Raw genomic sequence first — 22,170 nt, 5'->3', positions numbered from 1 at the left:
CTGATATGGACAAGCAGAAACAGTTTAACTGGACCTTCTGGATCATCGCCGCCCTTGTCTGGCTGGCGCTGCAGGTCTGGCTTGGGTATCGCAGCGTGCTGCCGCTGCAATACAGCGAATTCCTGTCCCACCTGGAAAAGGGCGATATCGCGGAACTGACCGTCACCGAAACCCGGATCGAGGGGCGCTTTGCCGAACCCGTGGACGGCAAGGAGTTCTTCATCGCGCAACGGGTCGACCCGGACTTTGCCGCCGACCTGGAACAGTATGACATTCCCTTTACCGGCGGGTCTGATCAGAACTGGCTGACCGACCTGCTGTCCTGGGTCGTGCCGGTGCTGTTCTTCTTCGGCATGTGGATGCTGCTGACCCGGCGCATGACCGGTGGGCAGGGAATGGGCGGGCTGGTGAACATCGGCAAGTCCAAGGCCAAGGTCTATCTGGAAACCAAGACCGGCGTGACCTTCGATGACGTGGCCGGCGTTGACGAGGCAAAGGCGGAACTGCAGGAAATCGTGTCGTTCCTGCAGGACAAGGAAAAATACGGGCGCCTGGGCGCGCATATCCCCAAGGGTATCCTGCTGGTCGGCCCGCCGGGCACCGGCAAGACCCTGCTGGCGCGTGCGGTTGCGGGTGAGGCCGGCGTTCCGTTCTTTTCCATCTCGGGGTCCGAATTCGTCGAGATGTTCGTGGGTGTCGGCGCGGCACGCGTGCGCGACCTGTTCGAACAGGCACGCAAGGCCGCGCCCTGCATCATCTTCATCGACGAACTCGACGCGCTGGGGCGGGCGCGTTCGGCCGTCTCGGGCTTTGGCGGCGGCGATGAAAAGGAACAGACCCTCAACCAGTTGCTGGCGGAACTCGATGGGTTCGACCCGCGAACCGGTATCGTGCTGCTGGCCGCGACCAACCGTCCCGAGATACTGGATGCCGCCCTGCTGCGGGCGGGCCGCTTTGACCGGCAGGTCGTGGTCGACCGGCCGGAACGCAAGGGGCGTGAGGCGATCCTCAGGGTACATGCGAAAAAGGTCGTGCTGGATGATGACGTCGATCTGGGACAGGTCGCGGCCATCACGCCCGGCTTTACGGGTGCGGACCTCGCCAATCTCGTCAACGAGGCCGCGATCATTGCCACAAGGCGCAATGGCGACAAGGTGACGATGGCCGATCTGACCGCGGCGGTCGAGCGGATCATCGCGGGCGTTGAACGCAAGTCCCGCGTGCTGGGCCCCGAGGAACGCGCGCGCGTTGCGCATCACGAGATGGGGCATGCGCTGGTGGCGGCGAATGTCGATCACGCCGACCCGGTGCACAAGGTTTCGATCATTCCGCGCTCGATCGGGGCGCTTGGCTATACCATGCAGCGCCCGACCGAGGACCGGTTCCTGATCTCGGTGTCGGAACTCAAGGACAGGATGACCGTGCTGATGGCGGGCCGCGCGGCAGAGGACCTGGTCTTCGGCGAGGTTTCCACCGGGGCGTCGGACGACCTGGCCAAGGCGACCGACATTGCGCGGGAATATGTCACCCGCTTCGGGATGGCGCCCGAGATCGGGCAGGCGGTGCTGGAACGCAAGGCGGGGCAATACCTTGATCAGCACGCGCCCGGCATGGCGGCCCGGGACTATTCCGAGGAAACCGCGCGCGAGGTCGACATCGCGATCCGCACGTTGCTGGAAGAGGCCTATGAACGCGCCAAGACTATCCTGACCGAACATGACGCGGAACTGAAGTCCGGCGCGGCGCTGCTGCTGGACCGGGAAACGATCACGCCCGAGGATTTTCCGCCCTTGGTCCGCGCCGGGCAGACGCCCGAACCGGCGGCGGATGGGACCAAGAAAAACGCCGGGTAAGGGCAGGGGGCAGCTGCGCCCCTGCTTGCGCCTGTGGCACGGTCATTTCGTGCCCGAACCACCGGTTTCAAACCCTGGAAAAGCGCACGTCTGTCGTCCCGAGTGCCGCCTCAAGGCCACACTGACCAAGGATGTGTTGCCGCCGCCATAATTTCTCCCAGATATCAGTATATCAACCGCAGGCTTCGAAACGCATGTCAGTGGGTTGACCAAGAAGCATAAGATCAGGAAACGCTAGAAAAAGGCGGCACGAGCAGTGGGTTACAATATCAGCGAGGTTTCTGGTGCTACCGGCGGCGGAAGCAGCAGTCTGGACACGTGGACATTCGACGTCACCCTCAATGGGACTGGGGTTACCACGGTCTCGGGCGATTTCGACGAGATTCCGATCGGCGGAGGCACGGCCAGCGAGGCGAGCGACGGCTATGATTTCTCGGTCACCAGCGGCGGTGCGTATGGCGATCTCACCTTTGACGCGACCACCGGCGAATTCACCTTTGCCATTGACCGGGATGCGGTCTTTGCATCCGGGTCCGACCAGACGGTGGTCATCTCTGTCACCGGCACCGACGGTGGCAACACCGACACCGACACGATCTATATCAACCTGACGATCTGCGTTGCCCGCGGCACCATGATCGAAACCGAAACCGGCCCCGTCCCGGTCGAGGATCTGCGCGCCGGCGACATGGTGAAGACGGTCGACGGCCCGGCCCAGCCGGTGCGCTGGATCGGTTGCAGCAGCGTTTCCCGCGCCAAGCTGGGCGCTGACCCCTCGCTCAGGCCGATCCGCATTGCGGCGGGCGCCTTTGGCAAGGGCCGCCCCGCGCGCGAACTGACTGTGTCGCCCCAACACCGGATCCTTGTGAACGACTGGCGCGCCGAGCTGTTCTTTGGCGAGCGAGAGGTGCTTGTGCCGGCCAAGGGGCTGGTCAACGACACCACCATCCGCATCGACCACGCCGCCGATGGCGTCGATTATTTTCACGTCCTTTTCGACCGTCATGAGATCATGCTGACCGAGGGGCTGCCGACTGAGAGTTTCCACCCCGGCGACTACACCCTGCGCGAGATCGACGGCCCGGCGCGCAACGAGCTTGCCAAGCTCTTTCCGGATATGTTCGAGGGGGACGGCACAATAGACACTGCGCGCATGGCCCTGCGCCCGTGGGAGGGCACGCTATTGCATGATTGCCTGCATGTGCATGGCGCGCCTGATATCCAGGCCGCCGCATGACAGCGCGCCACGACGCAACGGGCCGTGCCCTGCCGGAAAGTGAATGCCCCAGCCCTGAACGCCTGCGGGCCTATGGCGACATGGCGTTCCTGGCTTTTCGCAGCCCCCGGCACGCGCGGATGACGGTGGCCCAGCTGCGCAGCTATCTGGAACCGCCTTTACTGCTGGGGCAGTTCAGGCTGTTTCGTTTCGATGGGGTGGCGCGGGGCATGTATACTTGGGGCCATCTCAGCCCCGATGCCGAGCGGCGGCTGATCACCGGCCAGCAACTGATGCCCGAGGACTGGAACAGCGGTGAGCGGCTCTGGATCGTGGACATCATGGCGCCCTACAAGGGCATGACCTTTTCCATGGTCCGCTGGATCATGGAAAAGGGGCATTTCACCGACAAGGATTTCTTTTTCCGCCGGGTCGGGGACGACAATCGCACCCGCCGTATCGTGCATATCGATTTCCGGCGAAAGGAACTGTCCAAGGTGTATTCCGAGGCCGATTTTCTGAAAGCACCGGACTAGCCCGGCCCGAACCGGCGTCCCGCGCGGCTTTTCGCGCAGACGGCCCGGGCGCGGTTGCCCTTGGCCCTGTCGCGGCTTAAAAACATCGCAGATGCGAACGGGCTTTCTGATCCTTGTCTTGTGCCTGGTCGCGCCTCTGGCGCGGGCGCATCCGCATGTCTTTGTCGATGTCGGGCTGGAACTGCAGACCGACGATCAGGACCGGCTGGCGGGGGTTGAGGTGACATGGGCCTATGACCCGCTTTTCTCGATGTTGATCCTGTCGGATCGCGGGCTGGATGCCGATGGCGACATGGTGCTGGCCGACGACGAAAAGGCGCAATTGCTGGGCTTCGATCTGGCCGACTGGCCAGAGGGGTTCGACGGTGCGCTGTTCGTTGACACGCCCGACGGTCGGTTGGCGCTGGGCGCGCCACGGGCACTGTCGGTCGAGATGCGCGATGACCAGTTGGTGACGCGCCATTTCCGCCCGATTGCCGCACCTGCACCCATGCCCGAACGGCTGCAACTGCGCCCCTATGACCCGTTCTATTACGCAGCGCTGGAACTGGCCGGCGCGGTGCGCCTGCCCGAGGGCTGCACCGGCGAGGTTGCCGAGCCCGACCGCGCGCGGGCCGAGGAAAAGCTCGACAGTCTGACCGAAGCGGATGACGAGTCGATCTTTGACGAGGTCAGGATCGGCATTTTCTTTGCCTACACGTTGGAGGTGACATGCGCACCGCGCTCTTGATTGCCGCGCTGGCGGTGGTGGCCGCCGCCGTTTGGCTGTGGGGCGCGGGCGGGGCCGACTGGGTCGTGGCGCAGGCCACCGAGGGCCAGCGCGCCGCGCAGGAGGCGATGGCGTCGGGGCTGCGCGCGCTCAGGGCGGGTGAGCCCGGCGCGCTGGCTGGCCTGCTGGGCATCTGCTTTTCCTATGGCGTACTGCATGCGGCGGGGCCGGGACATGGCAAGATGCTGATCGGCGGCTACGGCGTGGGCGTGCGGGTGCCGGTGGTGCGGCTGGGCCTGCTGGCGCTGGCGTCCAGCCTGGCGCAGGCCGCGGCGGCGGTGGTGCTGGTCTATGCCGGGGTGCTGGTACTGGGGCTGACGCGCCCGGCAATGACCGGCTTTGCCGACAGGGTGATGGCGCCGGCCAGCTATGGCGCAATCGCGCTGGTGGGGCTGTGGCTGGTGCTGCGCGGGGCACGGCGGCTGTGGCGGGGGCGGGCAGGGGCCACGCATGCCCATAGCCACGCCCATGCCCACGCCCCGGATGCCGACGGCGTGTGCGCCAGTTGCGGCCATCGCCACGGGCCAAGCGTGGAAGAGGCCGCCGCCGTCCGGTCGTGGCGCGACGCGCTGATGCTGGTCGCGGCGGTGGCGGTCAGGCCCTGCACCGGGGCGCTGTTCCTGCTGATCCTGACATGGCGTTTCGGGCTGGTATCGGCGGGCATCGCCGGGGCATTCGCGATGGGGCTGGGCACCGCCACCGTCACCATCGCCGTGGCCATCGCCGCCGTCACCTTTCGCGAGGGGCTGGTCTGGCGGCTGGCGCAGGGCAGCGGCGCCGCCCGTGCGCTGCCGCTGGTCGAGATGGCGGCGGGTGGCCTTGTCGCTGCCATCTCGCTGCAACTGCTGGTGGGCGCGATCTGAGGCTTGCGGCACGCCCGGGCCGGCAGTAGGCCGATGGCATGAAACAGCCGTCTTCATACCGCGACCACGCGCGCGCCACCCTTTACCTTGGCCTGCCGCTGATCGGCAGCCATGTGGCGCAGTTCGCGATCACGCTGACCGACGCGCTGATGCTGGGATGGTATTCGGTCGACGCGCTGGCGGCAGAGGTGCTGGGCGGCACGCTGTTCTTTGTCATCTTCATCATGGGGTCGGGCTTTGCCTTTGCGGTGATGCCGATGGTCGCCTCGGCCCAGGCCGCGGGCGAAGAGGTGCAGGTGCGGCGCGTCACCCGCATGGGCGCGTGGGCGTCGATGCTGTTCGGGCTGGCGGTGCTGCCCATGTTCATCTGGTCAGAGCCGCTGTTCCTGGCCATCGGGCAAGAGGCGGCGGTTTCGGCGCAGGCCGGGCAGTACCTTGGCATCGCCGGTTACGCCATTTTGCCGGCGCTTTTGGTGATGGTGCTGAAATCCTATCTCGCGGCGCTGGAGCGCACGCAGGTGGTGCTGTGGATGACGCTGGCGGCGGTGGGGCTGAACGTGGCCGTCAACTGGTTGCTGATCTTCGGCAACTGGGGTTTTCCCGAGCTGGGCATTCGCGGGGCGGCGATAGCGTCGCTGAGCGTCAACATCGCCTCGGGCATCGCGCTGGCGCTCTATGCAGCGCTCGCCACGCCGGAACACACGCTGTTTCAGCGGGTCTGGCGCCCGGATTGGGAGGCCTTCGGCCGCGTCTTTCGCCTGGGCTGGCCCATCGGCATGACGAACCTGGCCGAGGTCGGGCTGTTCGCCGCCGCCACGGCGATGATGGGCTGGCTGGGCACGCTGCCGCTGGCGGCGCACGGGATCGCGCTGCAGGTGGCCTCGGTCGTGTTCATGGTGCATCTGGGCCTGTCCAACGCCGCCACGGTGCGCGCGGGCCAGGCATTTGGGCGGGGCGACGGGCCGGGGCTGCGCGCGGGCGCGCTGGTGGCGCTGGCGATATCGGGGGCGGTGTCGCTGGTGGCGGTGGTGCTGTTTCTGGCGGTGCCGGAATTCCTGGTCGGCCTCTTTCTTAGCCCGGCCGAGCCCGACCGCGCCGGGGTGATCGCGCTGGGCGTGGGGCTGTTGGCGGCGGCGGCGCTGTTTCAGGTGGTCGATGCGGCGCAGGTGATGGCGCTGGGGCTGTTGCGGGGCGTCCAGGACACAAGCGTCCCCCTGGCCATCGCGGTGTTCAGCTATTGGGGCATTGGCGTGCCGGCCAGCTATGTCCTGGGCTTCATGCTGGGCCTCGGCGGGGTCGGGGTATGGCTGGGGCTGGCGCTGGGGCTGGCCTGTGCCGGCGTGCTGTTGCTGGTGCGTTTCTGGCGCTGGTCGGCGCGAAACGTGGCGGCGCGGGCGGGCTGAACCGCGCCGCGCCTATGTCAAACTTGACCGGGGTCATTCCCGCTCTTCGCCGATGCGGCCGCTGGTCAGGATGTCGCCGACCTCGGGCAGGGCCGCCAGTGCCTCGGGCAGGAGGTCGTCGGTGGCGGGTGCGGGCCCTTCCCATCCGGGGTCGCCGGGGCGGCCCACGACGATGCGGCCGACCATCGCGGCCATCTCGTGCGGGATGCAAAAATAGTCATAGACCCCCGGCACCTTGAGCGTGACCTCGAACGTATCGCCCGGCAACAGGAAATCGCTGTCCCACGGTTCTGCCGCCGCCGGTATCCGGCGCGCGCGGTCATGGTTCGCGGGGTGATAGGCGGTGGCGGTGTGGCTGTTGCCGGGGTCGTTGTTGACAAAGCGCAGCGTGGTTCCCGGCGCCACGGCCAGCCCGCGCGGAGAGAACCAGATGCGTTCGCCGCGCGCGGTGCCGCGCATTTCGATCACCTCGACCGGCCCGGCCTGTGCGGCGCGCCCGATGAGGAGGGTGGCGCAAAGACCACCCCCCAGCGCAAGAAACCGGCGGCGTGCCGGTCTCATTTCGCCAACCGATCTTTGGCGGCGGCGTCGTGATACAGCACCACATGCGCGTGCGGCTTGTCCACGCCGGGGTGGCCGGCGTTGTAGTAGATGTCGACGCCGCTGACGGTGTGCGACCCGACACCCAGCCCGTCATAGGCGGTGCCGTTCTGCAGGTCGGCCAGCGGGGTCATGTAGACGGTGGCCGACAGCCGCCCGTCATGGTCGTAGGCCAGGAACGGGCCGGCGGGCAGGGATGCCGGATCGACGAACAGTGTGCCCAGCCCGGGGATGAATTCGGGCAGCGGCAGCGCATCGCTGACCTGGATGAAGGGCTCGCCCGGAGGCGCGGCTTTCAGGGCCTCTTCGTCATGGGCCAGGGCCGGCGCGGCAACAAGAAGGGCGGCAACAGCCGCCAGCGAGTGGGTAATCCTCATGTCGTGTCCTTTTCCATTGATCAGAGTGCCTTTCAAAGGCGCTCGACCCATTGGATGCAGCAGCACGCAAAAGGTTCCCGGATTTTTCAGTGGGGTGTTCGCGGCCGGGCTCAGCCCTTGGTTTGCCGGATCAGGCGTTCGGCCTTCTTGCGCACCAGCACCGCCCGCAAATCGTGCATCGACAGCAACAGCGCGTCCGTCACCGCCTCTAGCTGGTCATCGGTGGCGCGGGATTGTGCCCAGTGGGCGGTCTGGTTCAGGTGATCGACCGCGCGGCGGATGTCGTCGATATCGCGTTCGGCAAGGACCTGAACCCGTTCATCCATCCATTCCCGGATGGCGGTCATGTCCTGTTCGGTCAGTTCATAGTCACCCTGGGGCTTGATCTGGCCATTGCGGATATTGACCACGGCGATCTGGTCCAACTCGATCCGGCGCTGGCGGTTCTCGGTATCGACGAGAAACACGAAGGCGCCGTTATCGCGCACCCGAAAATAGTATTCCGGCAACTCGTCCGACATGGTTCCCCGTTCAACCGCCCCCGTTTACCTGAGCGCGGCGCAGAAATCGGTGATCCGCGCGCAGGCCTCTTTCAGCGCCGCGTCCGACGTAGCGTAGCTGACGCGGAAGCACGGGGAAAGCCCGAATGCCGCGCCAAAGACCACCGCGACGCCGGCCTCTTCCAGCAGGGCGGTGGCAAAGGCCTCGTCGGTGTCGATGCTGCGGCCCGCCGCGGTCTTACGCCCGATCAGCCCGGCGATGGAGGGAAAGACATAGAACGCCCCCTGCGGGGTGGGGCAGTCGATGCCGTCGATATCGCGCAGGGCCGACAGCACCAGGTCGCGGCGCCGCGCAAAGGTGCGGTTGTTCTCGGCGATGAAATGCTGCGGGCCGGTCAGCGCCTCTATCGCCGCCCACTGGCTGATGGTGCAGGGGTTCGAGGTCGACTGCGACTGCAGCTTGCGTATCGCCGCGATCAACGGCTCAGGCCCGGCGCCATAGCCGATGCGCCAGCCGGTCATGGCATAGGCCTTGGACACGCCGTTCATCGTCAGGGTGCGGTCGATCAGCCCGGGTTCGACCTGCGCGGGGGTACAGAATTCGAACCCGTCATAGGTGAGGCGTTCATAGATGTCGTCGGTCAGCACCCAGACATGGGGGTGCTGCATCAGCACATCGGTCAGCGCCCGCATCGCCGCGCGGTCATAGCCCGCGCCGGTGGGGTTGGAGGGCGAATTCAGGATCACCCAGCGGGTTTTCGGCGTGATCGCCGCATCCAGCGCCCCGGGGTCCAGGCGATAGCCATCCTCGGCCCGGGTGGGCACAATCACCGGCTCGGCCCCGGCAAGGCGCACCATGTCGGGATAGCTGACCCAGTAGGGCGCGGGGATCACCACCTCGTCGCCGGGGTTCAGCGTCGCCATCAGCGCGTTGTAAAGCACCTGTTTGCCACCCGACCCGATCGTGACCTGCGCGGGGGTGTAGTTCAGCCCGTTTTCGCGGTGGAACTTGGCGCAGACCGCCTCTTTCAACTCGATCAGCCCGTCGGCGGCGGTATAGCGGGTGTGGCCATCCTCTATGGCGCGGATACCGGCGGCGCGGATGTTCTCGGGCGTCGGGAAATCGGGCTCGCCCGCGCCGAGGCCGATCACGTCGCGGCCGGCGGCGCGCAGCTCGGCCGCCAGCGCGGTGACCGCCATGGTGGGGGAGGGGCGAACGCGGGAAAGTGTCGCGGAAAGGGGAATCATGTCGCGCTCCGGTTGGAATGCGGACCCTGACCGCCTATAATCGCGGCCCGAGCGCCAGTGTCACATGTCAAACCCGAACGGCCGTAGGTTGTAAAGACCATCCGTGCCAGATCGATACAGAAAGGACGTCCGATGAACGCCGAGACCACAGATGGCTGGTTCGATCCCGATGCAACCACCTTTGGCGATCGCGTCGCCGGTGCGCGCGAACGCGCGGGGATGAGCCAGTCGGAACTGGCCAAGCGGCTGGGTGTGAAACTGAAGACGCTGAAGGGGTGGGAAAACGACCTGAGCGAGCCACGCGCCAACAAGCTGTCGATGATGGCCGGGCTGCTGAATGTTTCGCTTTTGTGGCTGCTGAGCGGCGAGGGCGACGGCCCCACATCCCCCGAGGACGAGGGCGAGCTGTCGCGCGACGTGGCCGATCTGTTGACCGAGATCCGCGATATCCGGGCGCAGTTGTCGCGCTCGACCGACCGGCTGGGCCGGCTGGAAAAATCGCTGCGCCAGCAATTGAAGGAAGAAGCGGTTGCCTGAACCGCACATCGGGGGCGAGAGCGTCGAGAACCGGCTGAAACGGCTGCGCATGCGGTCGATCCGCCGGGGCATCCGCGAGATGGATATGATCCTCGGCCGCTTTTCCGAGATCGCGCTGAGCGACCTCTCGGATGACGAGCTGCGGCTCTATGATGACCTGTTGTCGGAAAACGACCACGATCTTTACCAGTGGGTCACCGGGCAGGCCGCCGCGCCGGACCGTTTTACGGCCCTGATCGACCGCATCGCGCGCATCGCCACCCCGGCGGGCTGAACCGGTATCGGCGGCCCTCGCGGCCGTTTACCCATTCTTGGGCATTTGCAGGCTATCACGGACGTCAAAGCCGAACCTGACGGAGCCGAGAATGAGCCTGCACACCCACCCCGCGCCCCTGGCCGCACCCGTGGCCGAACAACAAAGCTTCATGTCGGGCTACCTGGATGCGCTGGCGCTGGTGGAACGCCTGCATCGCCTGCTGCTGGATGTGATCAAGGATGAATTTGAACGCCTCGGCGTGATCGAGGTTAACGCCGTGCAGGCGCTGCTGTTGTTCAATGTCGGCGAGAACGAGGTTACCGCAGGCGAGCTGAAGACGCGCGGCTATTATCAGGGCAGCAATGTCAGCTACAACCTGAAAAAGCTGGTGGACATGGGCTATATGCACCACCAGCGGTGCGAGATCGACCGCCGCTCGGTGCGGGTGCGGCTGACCGAAAAGGGCCGCAAGGTCCGCGAAATCGTCGCCCGCCTGTTCGCGGGGCATGCCAAGGGTCTGCAGGACAATGGCGTTCTGGGGGTTGACGGGCTGGACCGGATCAACACCTCGCTGCGCCGGGTCGAACGCTATTGGAGTGATCAGATCAGGTATATCTACTGATCGGCGGGGGCAGGGCGGGCATACCCCAGGACGATGTCGTTGACCTCTCGGAACAGTTTGCGCGTCATCGCCTCGCGGAACCCGGCGTAACCGGCCGCCACCACCAGGAATGCGCCGGTTCCGTGCAGAACCTCGGCGGCATAATAGGCCGGCACCCCGGGGTCGCCGTCATAGATCACCAGCCCGTTCACCGTGACCTCGTCCAGGGGAAAGTGGCGGTACGCCTGACGCGGGCCATAGCGATAGTTGTTGATGCCGTCGCCCGATAGGTCGATCACCTGCCGGTCGCAGCGCGGCCCGCGTCCCAGCAGCCCGGAGGCATAGCCCAGCGCCGGGCCGATCGAGGTGGGAAAGTTGCTGTGGCTGCGGACCATGGCGCGCAGCGTTACGGCGGCGCGGTCGATGTCGGCGGGCGTGCGCAGCGCCGTCCAGTCGAGCTGCAGTTTGTGCTGGTGAAAGCCGCTCCACTCAAAGGCCGACAACGCGACATGGCCGCCGGTTCCGGCCAGGATTGCGCGGCGCACATCCGGGTCCAGCAGGGCCGCCGCCAGCCCCGTGCGCTGCAGGTCGTATTCCGCCGCGTCGACCGATGACGATACGTCGAGCGCCAGCACCAGCGCCAATCGGCAGCGCCCGGCGGGCTGGGCCGCCGCCGCGCCCGCCAGCCCCAACACCAGCGCGGCCAGGCAGGTGGCCCGCCTCACCAATGGCCGGTGTTTTCCATGCTTGCCCAAGGTTCCTGCGGCGCCAGCGCGTCGCCCTCTTGCAGCAGTTCGACCGAAATGTTGTCGGGGCTGCGGACAAAGGCCATGCGCCCGTCGCGCGGCGGGCGGTTGATGGTCACGCCGTTGTCCATCAGGTGCTGGCACATGTCATGGATGTTTTCGACCGAATAGGCGAGGTGGCCAAAATGCCGGCTGTCGGATGGCAGCGCATCGTCGCCGTCCCAGTTCCAGGTCAGTTCGACGGGGCATTCCTCCTGCCCCTCGGGCGCCATGAAGATCAGCGAAAAGCGGCCGGCCTCGCTGTCGATGCGGCGGGTTTCCCTGAGCCCCAGGAGCTCGAAAAATCGCATGGTCTTGTCCAGGTCCTTGACCCGGACCATGGTGTGCAGATAGCGCACGCGCATTGGCTCTCTCCTTGTTGACGGTTCGGGTCAGAGGATAGGCGCGGCGCGGGTGTTGTCGAGGCCGCGACGGCCCGCGGGGATCAGAATTCCGAGCGGATGCCAAGTGATACCGCGGTCTGATCGACGTCAAAGCGGCTGATGTTGGACCGGCTGCGTTCGGCCGTCAGCGACAGTTCCGGAACAAAGCCCATATAGCTCCACCCGGAAAAGCTGGCGGTGGCGCCGCCGAACCAGGATTCATCGACCCGCCCGCCGGGCACCGGGGTGATGACCCAGTATTCGTCATAGTCCAGCGTGCTGCGCCCCAGGGTAAAGCTGATGTCGGCCGGTCCGACCGCGCGGCCCATCGCATAGTTCACCTGCGCCGACCATTGCCGCGAGGTGCGGTTGACGCCGTCGCTGTCGACATCGCGATACAGCAGATCGGTGCGCAGCCGCCCGCCCCCGGGCAGCCCCCAGCCCAGCCCGGCAAAGGCCGACCAGACGCTGGCGTCGCGCCCTCCGCCGCTGCTGCGGCCCTGCTGTTCCTCAAGCTGGGTGCCGATGCTGAGGCTCAGCTTTTCGCCCAGCTTCTGCACCCGGCTGACGCCGACCCCGGCGAAATCGTAGAACGGCGAGCGCCCGTACCAGGTCCGCCCGCCATTGACCTCGAACCGCCAATAGCCATCCTTGCCGGGCGCCCACAGATGCGTCAGCCCGATCTGCGCGCGCAGGGACGACAGGTCGCTGCCGCTGATACCCGGCACCGGGTTGTTCAGCCGCACTTCGTTCGACAATACCCGCCCGGTCAGCCGGGTTTCGTGCCCCTCGGCCTGGTGGATGCGGTAGGAGCCGGTCAGATCGGTCTTGGCGACAACGCCCGAAATGGCCTGGGCGCTGGGGCTGAGCGCGCCGATCAGCGGCGAGCCCTCGATCAGGTTGTAGGGGCTGTTGGCGCCGTTGTTGACGTTGTCCGAGGGCGTGACCGAGAACCGCAGGTTAAAGCTGAGCGGGTTGCGATGACGCACGTTGCGGAAGGCGACGACATAGTCGTCGCGGACCTCGTCGCTGGGCGCGTAATGCACCGCGCGGCGCAGCCACAGCTGGGATGGGGTGAATCGCTTGTCGGCAAAGGCCAGCTCTGCCGCCAGTTTCGCCGCCTCGAACCGCTGCACGTCGGTCTTGGCGATGCGATAGGCCGTTGCTGCGGCCTGCTGGCCGGTGCGGTACTGGGCCAGCTGGCCCAACGCGTGCGCGCGGATGAAATGGGCGTGCCCGTTGTCGGGTTCGGCCTTGATCAGCCCCTCTGACAGGGTCAGCGCGGTTTTGGGCTGTCCTTTGGCCAATGCCTGCTGCGCCAGCGCCTGGGCTTGTGGCAGCGACAGGCGCACCGCCGGTTCCTGCGCCGGCTGCTGCGGTTCGGCCGTGGCCGTGCCGGCAGCACCGGCAAGGGCGATCAGACAGACCAGGAGTGCCGGCAGCGCCGCAGCGCGGCGTCGCCGGTTACGGCGTGCCGGCATCGGGATTGACGCTGGCGCAGATAGGCGAACTGCTCGCGATCCCGCACTGGTCGAGCACAAAGATGCCGCTTTCCGCATCTGCTTCGAACCCGAGATTGTCGCCGACTCCGTCGAACTGTTCCAACTGCACGCCACCGGCGACGCTGTCAGCGCTTTCGCCGCCGAAGACGCCGGCGTAGGTGCCGATCTGGGTATGGTCGGTGGCGCCTGACAGCGGATCGCTGATGTCATACTCCACCGTGCCCGCAAAGGTGCCGTCGGCCGTGATATTGGTTGCCATCAGAACGATCGAGGGCAGGTCCGAAATCGGGTTGAGGTTGGTATCCAGAAGCTCGCGGTTGAAGATGTTGCCTTCGACCGAGTTGTCGGCGAAATCGGCATTGATGAAGGCGTCGCCGTGGATGATCAGCGCCTGCGGCACCACCAGTTCGGGGTCGCCAGAAACGGGGGGCAAGAGGTCGCTGCCGTTGGGGTCGCCGACATTGGTGACGCCGATATAGCTGCCGGCATAGGTGACCAGCCCGCTGTCAGAGGTTACCTCAGGCGGGGTATAGGCACCGTCGCGTTCGAAATACGCGCCCATGATCGAGGCGTTGCGTGGGCCGGGGCTGGAAACAACACCGGCACGCGCCGCGCCGCTGGTGCTTTGCCCGGCATAGGCGGTGAAATGCCGGTCGCCCGCATCCTCCTGCACGGTAAAGGCAATATAGCCATCCTGGTCGAGCGTCGGCGCGCGCTGATAGGTGGCGCTGTAGGGCACTTCATCAAGGCTGACACCCTCGACCAGCAGCATACCGGCGCCCGAGTCATACGCGATCCTCGAGACGGCGCCGGCGATGCCGTCGGGTACGGTGATGGCGCTCGTGCCGCCGCCCCCGCCTGTCCCGGTGCCGCCACCCGTGCCGTCATCGTCACTGGCGAACGGGTTGCTGCCGGACGAACACGCCGCAAGAACGGCGCAAACCAGCAGGCCTGCCACTTTTTGTGCCATGATGTTACTGCCCTCAATCGTGTTTTTGTGTTTTGAATGAAATTCAGGGCATTACCGGGCGAAGTCAATGTTTGTGTGGCATCAATGCACGGGAAAGTTGTCGGTGTTGCAGCCTCGCCTATACAGGGTGTCGATGTTTGTAAGATTGCCGTCGCAAGATATAGTGGGCGGCGACTCACTCTTGTGGAAAGGACGACCCAAATGCCCCTCACCCCAGAGCAGCGGGCCGAAATAGAGGCACAGCGTGCCGCCCCCCGGCAGACCCTGCGCGCCGTGTCAGACGGGATGGAGGCGCATCTTTACACCGCCTACCCGGTGCTGGATCACGGCTTTATCCGGGTGATTGACTATATGGGCGACGATGCAGCCATCTGCCAGGCGGCGCGGGTCAGCTATGGCAAGGGCACAAAGTCGGTATCGAACGACGAGGGGCTGATCCGCTACCTGATGCGGCACTGGCATTCGACCCCGTTCGAGATGTGCGAGATCAAGCTGCACGTCAAGCTGCCGGTCTTTGTCGCGCGCCAGTGGATCAGGCACCGCACCGCCAACGTCAACGAATACTCGGCCCGCTATTCGATCCTGGACCGCGAATTCTATATCCCCGCGCCCGAACACATCGCGGCGCAGTCGGAGGTCAACAACCAAGGTCGGGGCGAGACCCTGACAGGGCAAGAGGCCGCGCGCGTGCTGGATATCCTCAAATCCGACGCGGCGCGTTGCTATGACAATTACGAGGCGATGATCAGCCAGGAGGGGCAGCAGGGCCTGGCGCGCGAACTGGCGCGGATGAACCTGCCCGCCAACATCTATACCCAGTGGTACTGGAAGACCGACCTGCACAACCTGCTGCATTTCCTGCGCCTGCGCGCCGATGCGCACGCCCAGTACGAGATCCGCGTCTATGCCGAGGAAATCTGCAAGGTGGTCGCCGACTGGGTGCCGTTCGCCTGGCGCGCATTCGAGGATTACCGCTTGGGCGGCGCGGCGCTGTCGGGCAAGGCGCTGGACTGCGTGCGGCGAATGATCCGGGGCGAAGGGGTGACGCAGGAAAATTCCGGCATGTCCAAGGGGGAATGGCGGGAGTTCCAGCAGATGATCGAGGGGTGAATGTGAAACCCGCCCCGCCCGGCGGCAACGCCGGGCAGCGCCGGCCCGCCCCCCTCGGGGCGGCGCTGTTGGCGGTGGTGGTGAAACAGGCGCAACGCCGGGGCCTTCTGGCGATACAGGCGCGCAGCCCGGCCCCGCCCCGACGGGCCGGCGCTGCCCGGTTTCCCTGATCGGACGTTCCTCCGCCAGACATGGCATCACGCGCTCTCGGCCCTGCGCTTCCCGGCCTTCTGATCGGTCTTTACACCCCGAAACCCTTTGACAGCCGCCCTTCAGCCGGTACCATCCCGGCCAGTGGCCGTTGATACCACCAGACAGTTCAAGAGGTTCCCATGCGTATTCAGACACTTCTCGCCGCTGCCGTTGCCGCCGCCACCGCGTTGCCCGCTCTGGCCGACGGGCCGCGGCTTTACCCGGTGCCCACGACCGAGAATTATTGCCCGGCCGGGCTGCAGCCGGTGTCCATCAACGGCGCGATATGCTGTGGCAAGCCCAATACCAGCGTTACCTGGTACGATATGAAGCGCCACCCGGTGCAGCGCGCCCGTTACACACCCGCCGTGACCTGCGCCGAGGGGCAAAAGGGCTGTAGCTGACCGGCAAGGTCAGTCTGAAAACCCCGTCAAGGCGGCCCGCGTTGCGGATCGCGCCATTTTCCTGCGTATGAGTGGCCGTGGCCGGCGGTGCCGGCCGGGGCGTCAGAGCAGCTTCAGCTCGCCCGCCATCTGCCGCCCGTCGCGCCCGTCCTGCAGCTCGTAACCGATCTTCTGGTCGTCGGCGAGCCCGGTCAGACCGGCGCGTTCCACCGCCGAGATATGCACGAACACGTCCTTGCCGCCATCGTCGGGGGCGATGAACCCGTAACCCTTGCTGGTGTTGAACCACTTCACGGTGCCTGTCGGCATGCCGCACTCCTTCCTTGTCGTCCAGTCCCCGGGTGATGCCGGGCCATACCGCGCCCGGCCCGGGCGGGTCCGGCCTTGCTGTGCCGGAGACAAGCCAGGGAATGACGTGGCAGCCCGATGATTGCATCAGTGATGTAAAAATCAAGCAAAACCGGCGTGATTTATGCCGCGCGACACGGTAAGAGGCAGGCAGGGCAAGGGAATGCTGCGATGATCCTGTATGGGCTAAAGACCTGCGATACCTGCCGTAAGGCATTGAAGTCGCTGCCAAATGCACGGTTTTTGGACGTTCGCGCCGACGGGGTGCCGGACGATGTGCTGGCTGCCGCCCATGCCCGGTTCGGCGCGGCGCTGGTCAACACGCGCTCGACCACGTGGCGGGGGCTGGATGCGGGCGAACGGGCAGAGCTACCGCTCGACCTGATCCGCCGCCACCCGACGCTGATGAAACGACCGCTCATCGTCGATGGCGAGGCGATGCACCTGGGCTGGGGCCCTGATGTGCGCGCCGCGCTGACGGGGCAGCAAGGCTAGGAGGATGGGATGCGAAACGCGGCGTTGCTGCTGGGGGTGATCGGCGGGCTTTTGGCCCTGCTGGTCGGGTTCTTCACCTACGGCTATACAGAGTTCATAGACCGCTATGGCGAGGTGCGCGGACTGGCCGAACAGGTTGACCGTGTGGGCCTGATCCGCGCCGTCAGCTTTGTCGCGCCGCTGCTGGCCATTGCCGGGGGCGGGATGGCCCGGGTGCGCGCGCTGTGGGGCGGTATCCTGATGCTGATCTCGACGGGGCTGATGCTCTACGCGTTCGATTTCGGAGTGTTCACCATGTTCCCGATCGGCATGACGGGGCTGGGCGGCCTGCTGGCCATCGCCGCCGGTCGCCCGGATGAACCCAAGTCGCATTTCTGAGGGGGGTGCGCCTGAAATCCTGAAAAGATTTCGGATTTCTTTCTTTTCAAGAAAGCGGCTGTTTTGCGGATGATAGCAGCCGGTCGAGCGAGGCAGGACCCGCCCCCTTGACCACCAGCACCAGCAGCAGGAACACCCACAACGCCCGCTGATCCAGGATGACGCTGCCGGACGCGGTGTCGAACCATGCCCCGACCGTTGCCGGTTCGGAAATCGCGCCGTGCCCGTAAAGGTCGGTCAGCGTTTGCAGCGCCACAAAGCCGATCATCCCCAAGGCCGACAGCCGCGTCAGCAGGCCCAGCACGATCAGCGCCGGCAGCACGAATTCGGCCCAGGTTCCGGCCGTCACCACCGCCCAGTGAAAGAACGTCAGCTGGCTGGTGTCATAGCCTGCAGAGTCCATCGCGCGCGGAAAAATTTGTGTATAAGCGCCAGCCGAAGGTTGGAAAAGTCCAAGAATTCCGTCACCCAGCTTGGTCTTTGCCGAGGCCCAGTAATAGCCGGTCAGGATCGCGGCAAAGAGGAAACGCGCCAGCGTCGGCAGCAGCCAGTCGACCTGCAAAAGACGGGTGAAAGCGGTGTCGTGGATGGAAATCAGGCGTTGCATGAAATGTCCCCGGCGGGCTGGATTTTGGAAATGGCACTGCCGCCCAGCAACAATGACAGGGCGGGGGCAAGGTCGAAATCTGCCGCCGCACCGGTCGTGCGTTGATGGGCCGTGCCCAGCGTTTCGCCGTTGATCAGCGCGGCGACGAATTCGGCGGTGCCCGCGCCGGTCACCGTCATCAGCGGGTCGAGCGCGGGGCGGGTGATCAGCACGTCTTGTGCGTCGGGCTGTGGCTTGGGGCCGTCTTCCATGTTGAAGGCCCAGATCGCGTGCACAGGCCAGTTCGAGCGCACCAGCCGCACCGCCGGGGCCAGTTCCATCCGCGTGTCGGCCAGTGCCTCGGGCGGGATGCGGGCAAGCTGTTCGGCATCGGCAGGGGCGGCGTCGGCGGCGTGATAGGACAGCCGCAGCGCCTGTTCCAGCCGGGCCACGTCGGGCAGATAGCCCAGGTGCGATAGCGGCTCGAACCCTTCCAGGAAGGTGGGGAAATCGGCGCCGTATTGCATCAGCATCGGCGTGCGCGGCGGGTGGCGGCGCAGGAACACGCCGGCGACCCGTTTGAAATTCTCCTCGCCGATCAGCCGCCGGACGCAGGGAAAGCTCAGCTCCAGCGCCTCGGTCAGGCTGACGGCGACGTTGTTGCGGTAGATGTCAAAGCGCTTGCCGGCAGGGCGCCCGTGCCCGTCGGTCAGCCCCTTTGGCACCGGGCGTTCGGCGTCAAGCAGCGCGTCGTGAAAACCGGATTGATCGACACTCATGCCGGCACCTTGGCCAAGACGTCCAGCGCGGCGCCGGCGCGGGCGGCCTCGGCGGCCAGCACGGGCCAGTCGGGGATATTGGCATCCCATTCGATCAGGATCGGTTTCGGCCCCGAGCGCGCCAGCGTGTGATCAAGCAGCGCCCAGACCGGGTCTGCGACCTTGCGCCCGTGGCTATCGATCAACAGCGGCGCACCGTGGTCGTCGGCGTCGCTGTCATGGCCGCCAAGGTGGATCTCGCCCACCCGTTCCAGCGCGAAGGCGTCGATATAGGCGCGCGCGTCGAGGCCCAGATTGGTGGCTGAGACAAAGACGTTGTTGACGTCCAGCAGCAGCCCGCAACCGGTGCGGCGCGCCACTTCGTCCAGGAAATCGGTTTCCGACCAGGTGCTTTCGGCAAAGGCCAGATAGCTGGACGGATTTTCCAGCAGCATCGGGCGGCCGATGGCCCGTTGCAGCTCGTCGATATGGTCGGCGACGCGGGTCAGCGTGGCGTTGGTATAGGGCAGGGGCAGCAGGTCGTTCAGGAAATGGCCGTCATGGGTGGACCATGCCAGGTGTTCGGAAAAGCTGGCCGGGTTCAGCCAGTCGCACAGGTGGGCAAGCCGCGCCAGGTGGTCGGGGTCAAGCCGCCCTTCGCCGCCGATGGACAGGCCGACGCCGTGGACCGAGATCGGAAAGCGTTCAGCCAGTGCGCGCAGTTGCGCCAGCGGTCGCCCGCCCGCGCCCACATAGTTCTCGGCGTGGATTTCCAGCCACTCGACGGGGCTGGCATCCTCAATGATGGCGGTGAAATGCTGCGGCTTGTAGCCCACGCCGGGGGCGGGTGGCAGCTGGTCGAAAAGGGCTGAACTGTCGGGCATGGCTCACCTGCTGGAACGTGTGGCGGGGCATGTGCGGACGGCGGTGCCGCGCATGCCCCGGTCAGAGTCACATTTGCGGCAGATCGCGGTCGAGCGGCTCGAGGCTGCCCATGCGGTCGCCCGGCAGTTCCATCTCGGCGCAGGTGCCGGCCTCGACCAGCGTCCAGGCGTTGCCCTGGTAATCGACCGTCGAGGTGCCCGCGCAGGTGGTGCCGGCGCCGGCCTTGCAGTCGTTTTCACCGGCCAGCGAGACGCCATAGCATTTTTCCTGCTCGGCGGCGGTGGCGGTGGTCGAATGTGCGGCCAGCGCGGCGGTGACGGCGCCGGCGAGGGCTGCGATTTTCAGCGTGTTGGACATCAGAGGTCTCCCTAAAGAAATGGCTTTCGGTTCCCCTGTCCGGTGGCCGGCGGGTTTGCCCGCACACCCGACCTGGGATGCCCAGAAGGTAGACGTCCACGCCGATCAACTGCGACTCACGAGGACGTGACGCACGCACCTGTCATGTCAGGTCATCTGCGTGAACATGACATCGCATTGAAATAAAATGGAAATATGCCATGATCCGGCAATTCGGCGGCGGAATGTTTCAGTGTTCCGCCGCCGATTGCAACAGATGTTACAGCAGGTCCGGCGGCGTTGCCTCGCGCGCCAGTTCGGCGCTGACGTCGTCGAGAGCACGGACTTCAGTACGTTTCTCGCCCAGGCGGCGCAGGGTGACGGTGCGGTCCTCGACCTCGCGCGCGCCGCAGGCCAGGATGATCGGCACCTTGCCGACCGAATGTTCGCGGACCTTGTAGTTGATCTTTTCGTTGCGGGTGTCGGCCTCGGCCCGCACGCCGGCGGCGACCAGTTTCTCGGTGACTTCGCGCACGTAATCGTCGGCCTCAGACACGATCGAGGCCACCACCACCTGACGCGGGGCCAGCCAGAACGGCAGCTTGCCGGCGTGTTCCTCGATCAATATGCCGATGAAGCGTTCGAAACTGCCCAGCGTGGCGCGGTGCAGCATCACCGGACGATGCTTGGCGCCGTCCTCGCCGATATAGTTGGCATCCAGCCGCTCGGGCAGGACGAAATCGACCTGCAGCGTGCCGCATTGCCAGTCGCGCCCGATGGCGTCGGTCAGCACGAATTCCAGCTTGGGCCCATAGAACGCACCTTCGCCGGGGTTGAGCGTGAATTCGCAGCCCGCGGCGATGGTGGCGGCCTTCAGCGCGGCCTCTGACTTGTCCCAGACTTCGTCCGATCCGGCGCGCTTTTCCGGCCGGTCGGAAAACTTGACGGCGAAATCGGCAAAACCGAGATCGCGGTAGATATCCGACAGGAACGCGATGAAGCGGCGGGTTTCGGCCTCGATCTGGTCTTCGCGGCAAAAGATGTGCGCGTCGTCCTGGGTAAAGCCGCGCACCCGCATCAGCCCGTGCAGCGCACCCGAGGGTTCATAGCGGTTACACGATCCGAATTCGGCCATCCGCAGCGGCAGGTCGCGATAGGATTTGAGCCCCTGATTGTAGATCTGCACATGGCAGGGACAGTTCATCGGCTTGAGCGCGTTGATGGATTTCTCGCGTGCGTGTTCCTCGTCGACCTCGACGATGAACATGTGCTCCTGGTATTTGTCCCAGTGGCCGCTTTGTTCCCACAGCTTGCGGTCGACCACCTGCGGGGTGTTGACCTCGACATAGCCGCCGCGCCGCTGCTGGCGGCGCATGTAATCCTGCAGCATGGTGTAGACGGTCCAGCCCGCCGGGTGCCAGAAGATCTGGCCGGGGGCCTCTTCCTGAAAATGGAACAGATTCATCTCGCGGCCAAGGCGGCGGTGGTCGCGCTTTTCGGCCTCTTCGAGAAAGTTCAGGTATGCCTTGAGCTTGTCACGCCCGGTAAAGGCGACGCCGTAGATGCGTTGCAGCATCTCGCGATCGGAATCTCCGCGCCAGTATGCACCGGCAATCGACATCAGCTTGAAGGCATCCGCCGGCACCTGGCCGGTGTGCTGCAGGTGCGGGCCACGGCACAGGTCCTGCCAGTCGCCGTGCCAGTACATGCGCACGGCCTCGCCCTGGGGGATCGCCTCGACCAGCTCGACCTTGAAGTTCTCGCCGCGCTCCTTGTAGTGGCGGATGGCGCGGTCGCGTTCCCATACCTCGGTCCTGACCGGGTCGCGCGCGGCGATGATCTGTTTCATCCGCGCCTCGATCAGGCCCAGATCCTCGGGCGTAAAGCTTTCTTCGCGGTCAAAGTCGTAATACCAGCCGTTCTCGATCACCGGGCCGATGGTGACCTTGGTGTCGGGCCACAGCTCCTGCACCGCGCGGGCCATGATGTGGGCCAGGTCGTGGCGGATCAGCTCGTTCGCGGGCGCCTCGTCCTTCATCGTGTTGATGGCGATGCTGGCGTCGTGTTCGATGGGCCATTGCAGGTCGAAATGCTGGCCGTCGACATAGGCCGAAATCGCCTTTTTCGCCAGCGAGTTCGAGATCGAGGCGGCCACCTCGGCCGGGGTCACGCCACGGTCGAATTCGCGTGCATTGCCATCGGGAAATGTCAGGGATATCTGGGCCATCGGCCGGTCTCCTCGTCGGTTTGGCGCCCACGGAACGCCCGGTTGCGGGTTT

At 65.6% G+C, this 22,170-nt stretch carries 27 protein-coding genes; 13 read left to right on the top strand and 14 right to left on the bottom strand.

The window, feature by feature from the left end; translation table 11 throughout:
- The first annotated feature begins 5 nt into the window (after positions 1-5).
- The 6 genes from ftsH to DL899_RS00520 all read left to right on the top strand — a co-directional run bounded on the left by ftsH (position 6) and on the right by DL899_RS00520 (position 6,640).
- Positions 6-1,853 (top strand): ATP-dependent zinc metalloprotease FtsH, encoded by a 1,848-nt coding sequence (gene ftsH, locus DL899_RS00545; protein WP_111731817.1) that lies wholly within the window; start codon positions 6-8, stop codon positions 1,851-1,853.
- A gap of 256 nt (positions 1,854-2,109) precedes the next feature.
- Positions 2,110-3,090 carry a Hint domain-containing protein gene (locus DL899_RS00540; RefSeq protein WP_111731816.1) on the top strand — a complete coding sequence of 327 codons (981 nt, stop codon included), beginning with the start codon at positions 2,110-2,112 and terminating at the stop codon, positions 3,088-3,090.
- Entirely contained in the window at positions 3,087-3,605 is a 519-nt protein-coding gene (locus tag DL899_RS00535) for a toxin-activating lysine-acyltransferase (RefSeq protein WP_111731815.1), read from the top strand. Before DL899_RS00540 ends, DL899_RS00535 begins: the two co-directional genes overlap by 4 nt.
- A 91-nt stretch (positions 3,606-3,696) precedes the next feature.
- Complete coding sequence (locus DL899_RS00530; RefSeq protein ID WP_111731814.1) at positions 3,697-4,335, top strand: DUF1007 family protein; 639 nt, start codon at positions 3,697-3,699, stop codon at positions 4,333-4,335.
- Positions 4,317-5,237: a nickel/cobalt transporter gene (locus tag DL899_RS00525; RefSeq protein ID WP_111731813.1), complete on the top strand. Its 921-nt coding sequence runs from the start codon at positions 4,317-4,319 to the stop codon at positions 5,235-5,237. Before DL899_RS00530 ends, DL899_RS00525 begins: the two co-directional genes overlap by 19 nt.
- 38 nt (positions 5,238-5,275) lie before the next feature.
- A complete protein-coding gene (locus DL899_RS00520; RefSeq protein ID WP_111731812.1) occupies positions 5,276-6,640 on the top strand; it encodes an MATE family efflux transporter in 1,365 nt (454 codons plus the stop codon).
- A gap of 33 nt (positions 6,641-6,673) precedes the next feature.
- On the opposite strand, the gene DL899_RS00515 is transcribed toward DL899_RS00520, so the two are convergent.
- The 4 genes from DL899_RS00515 to DL899_RS00500 form a co-directional block, all read right to left on the bottom strand.
- Positions 6,674-7,201, bottom strand: coding sequence for a cupredoxin domain-containing protein (locus tag DL899_RS00515; RefSeq protein ID WP_111731811.1), 528 nt, complete (start codon positions 7,199-7,201; stop codon positions 6,674-6,676).
- Entirely contained in the window at positions 7,198-7,617 is a 420-nt protein-coding gene (locus tag DL899_RS00510; RefSeq protein ID WP_111731810.1) for a hypothetical protein, read from the bottom strand. Before DL899_RS00510 ends, DL899_RS00515 begins: the two co-directional genes overlap by 4 nt.
- Before the next feature lie 110 nt (positions 7,618-7,727).
- Entirely contained in the window at positions 7,728-8,138 is a 411-nt protein-coding gene (locus DL899_RS00505; protein WP_111731809.1) for a hypothetical protein, read from the bottom strand.
- Between the two features lie 24 nt (positions 8,139-8,162).
- Complete coding sequence (locus DL899_RS00500; protein WP_111731808.1) at positions 8,163-9,365, bottom strand: pyridoxal phosphate-dependent aminotransferase; 1,203 nt, start codon at positions 9,363-9,365, stop codon at positions 8,163-8,165.
- Positions 9,366-9,497: 132 nt separating this feature from the next.
- Here DL899_RS00500 and DL899_RS00495 point away from each other — a divergent pair, with 132 nt between their 5' ends.
- The 3 genes from DL899_RS00495 to DL899_RS00485 all read left to right on the top strand — a co-directional run bounded on the left by DL899_RS00495 (position 9,498) and on the right by DL899_RS00485 (position 10,780).
- Positions 9,498-9,902 carry a helix-turn-helix domain-containing protein gene (locus tag DL899_RS00495; protein WP_111731807.1) on the top strand — a complete coding sequence of 135 codons (405 nt, stop codon included), beginning with the start codon at positions 9,498-9,500 and terminating at the stop codon, positions 9,900-9,902.
- 49 nt (positions 9,903-9,951) lie between these two features.
- On the top strand, positions 9,952-10,176 hold the full coding sequence (locus DL899_RS00490; protein WP_111732064.1) for a succinate dehydrogenase assembly factor 2: 225 nt from the start codon (positions 9,952-9,954) through the stop codon (positions 10,174-10,176).
- 91 nt (positions 10,177-10,267) lie between these two features.
- Positions 10,268-10,780 carry a MarR family winged helix-turn-helix transcriptional regulator gene (locus DL899_RS00485; protein WP_111731806.1) on the top strand — a complete coding sequence of 171 codons (513 nt, stop codon included), beginning with the start codon at positions 10,268-10,270 and terminating at the stop codon, positions 10,778-10,780.
- Here the strand turns inward: DL899_RS00485 and DL899_RS00480 are convergent.
- The 4 genes from DL899_RS00480 to DL899_RS00465 all read right to left on the bottom strand — a co-directional run bounded on the left by DL899_RS00480 (position 10,774) and on the right by DL899_RS00465 (position 14,399).
- On the bottom strand, positions 10,774-11,484 hold the full coding sequence (locus DL899_RS00480) for a DUF1194 domain-containing protein (RefSeq protein ID WP_338049639.1): 711 nt from the start codon (positions 11,482-11,484) through the stop codon (positions 10,774-10,776). The two genes, DL899_RS00485 and DL899_RS00480, sit on opposite strands and share 7 nt — an antisense overlap.
- The gene (locus DL899_RS00475; RefSeq protein WP_111731804.1) at positions 11,481-11,909 is read right to left on the bottom strand and encodes a VOC family protein; all 429 of its coding nucleotides are present in this window, start codon (positions 11,907-11,909) and stop codon (positions 11,481-11,483) included. Before DL899_RS00475 ends, DL899_RS00480 begins: the two co-directional genes overlap by 4 nt.
- Before the next feature lie 80 nt (positions 11,910-11,989).
- The gene (locus DL899_RS00470) at positions 11,990-13,408 is read right to left on the bottom strand and encodes a hypothetical protein (protein WP_111731803.1); all 1,419 of its coding nucleotides are present in this window, start codon (positions 13,406-13,408) and stop codon (positions 11,990-11,992) included.
- Entirely contained in the window at positions 13,392-14,399 is a 1,008-nt protein-coding gene (locus DL899_RS00465; RefSeq protein ID WP_111731802.1) for a thymidylate synthase, read from the bottom strand. The genes DL899_RS00470 and DL899_RS00465 overlap by 17 nt, the downstream gene beginning before the upstream one ends.
- A 201-nt stretch (positions 14,400-14,600) precedes the next feature.
- On the opposite strand from DL899_RS00465, the gene thyX reads away from it, so the two are divergent.
- Positions 14,601-15,509 carry an FAD-dependent thymidylate synthase gene (gene thyX, locus DL899_RS00460; protein WP_111731801.1) on the top strand — a complete coding sequence of 303 codons (909 nt, stop codon included), beginning with the start codon at positions 14,601-14,603 and terminating at the stop codon, positions 15,507-15,509.
- A gap of 332 nt (positions 15,510-15,841) precedes the next feature.
- Positions 15,842-16,105, top strand: coding sequence for a hypothetical protein (locus tag DL899_RS00455; protein WP_111731800.1), 264 nt, complete (start codon positions 15,842-15,844; stop codon positions 16,103-16,105).
- Between the two features lie 102 nt (positions 16,106-16,207).
- Here the strand turns inward: DL899_RS00455 and DL899_RS00450 are convergent, their stop codons facing one another.
- Positions 16,208-16,414 carry a cold-shock protein gene (locus DL899_RS00450; protein ID WP_111731799.1) on the bottom strand — a complete coding sequence of 69 codons (207 nt, stop codon included), beginning with the start codon at positions 16,412-16,414 and terminating at the stop codon, positions 16,208-16,210.
- Positions 16,415-16,624: 210 nt separating this feature from the next.
- On the opposite strand from DL899_RS00450, the gene DL899_RS00445 reads away from it, so the two are divergent.
- Complete coding sequence (locus DL899_RS00445; RefSeq protein WP_111731798.1) at positions 16,625-16,948, top strand: ArsC/Spx/MgsR family protein; 324 nt, start codon at positions 16,625-16,627, stop codon at positions 16,946-16,948.
- Positions 16,949-16,957: 9 nt separating this feature from the next.
- Positions 16,958-17,326, top strand: a complete 369-nt coding sequence (locus tag DL899_RS00440; RefSeq protein WP_111731797.1) for a hypothetical protein — start codon at positions 16,958-16,960, stop codon at positions 17,324-17,326.
- A 46-nt stretch (positions 17,327-17,372) separates the two neighbouring features.
- Here the strand turns inward: DL899_RS00440 and DL899_RS00435 are convergent, their stop codons facing one another.
- The 5 genes from DL899_RS00435 to thrS all read right to left on the bottom strand — a co-directional run bounded on the left by DL899_RS00435 (position 17,373) and on the right by thrS (position 22,118).
- Positions 17,373-17,933: a DoxX family membrane protein gene (locus DL899_RS00435; RefSeq protein WP_111731796.1), complete on the bottom strand. Its 561-nt coding sequence runs from the start codon at positions 17,931-17,933 to the stop codon at positions 17,373-17,375.
- On the bottom strand, positions 17,921-18,691 hold the full coding sequence (locus DL899_RS00430) for an HvfC/BufC N-terminal domain-containing protein (RefSeq protein ID WP_111731795.1): 771 nt from the start codon (positions 18,689-18,691) through the stop codon (positions 17,921-17,923). The genes DL899_RS00435 and DL899_RS00430 overlap by 13 nt, the downstream gene beginning before the upstream one ends.
- Entirely contained in the window at positions 18,688-19,554 is an 867-nt protein-coding gene (gene bufB, locus DL899_RS00425) for an MNIO family bufferin maturase (RefSeq protein ID WP_111731794.1), read from the bottom strand. Before bufB ends, DL899_RS00430 begins: the two co-directional genes overlap by 4 nt.
- Before the next feature lie 67 nt (positions 19,555-19,621).
- Entirely contained in the window at positions 19,622-19,912 is a 291-nt protein-coding gene (locus DL899_RS00420) for a BufA1 family periplasmic bufferin-type metallophore (RefSeq protein WP_111731793.1), read from the bottom strand.
- Positions 19,913-20,171: 259 nt separating this feature from the next.
- The gene (gene thrS, locus DL899_RS00415; RefSeq protein WP_111731792.1) at positions 20,172-22,118 is read right to left on the bottom strand and encodes a threonine--tRNA ligase; all 1,947 of its coding nucleotides are present in this window, start codon (positions 22,116-22,118) and stop codon (positions 20,172-20,174) included.
- Positions 22,119-22,170 lie beyond the last annotated feature (52 nt).

Origin of the sequence: Roseovarius amoyensis (assembly GCF_003260265.1) — a bacterium.
GTDB lineage: Bacteria > Pseudomonadota > Alphaproteobacteria > Rhodobacterales > Rhodobacteraceae > Roseovarius > Roseovarius amoyensis.
The sequence above is the reverse complement of the archived record's forward strand: the minus strand, read 5'-3'. Positions and strand labels throughout refer to the sequence as shown.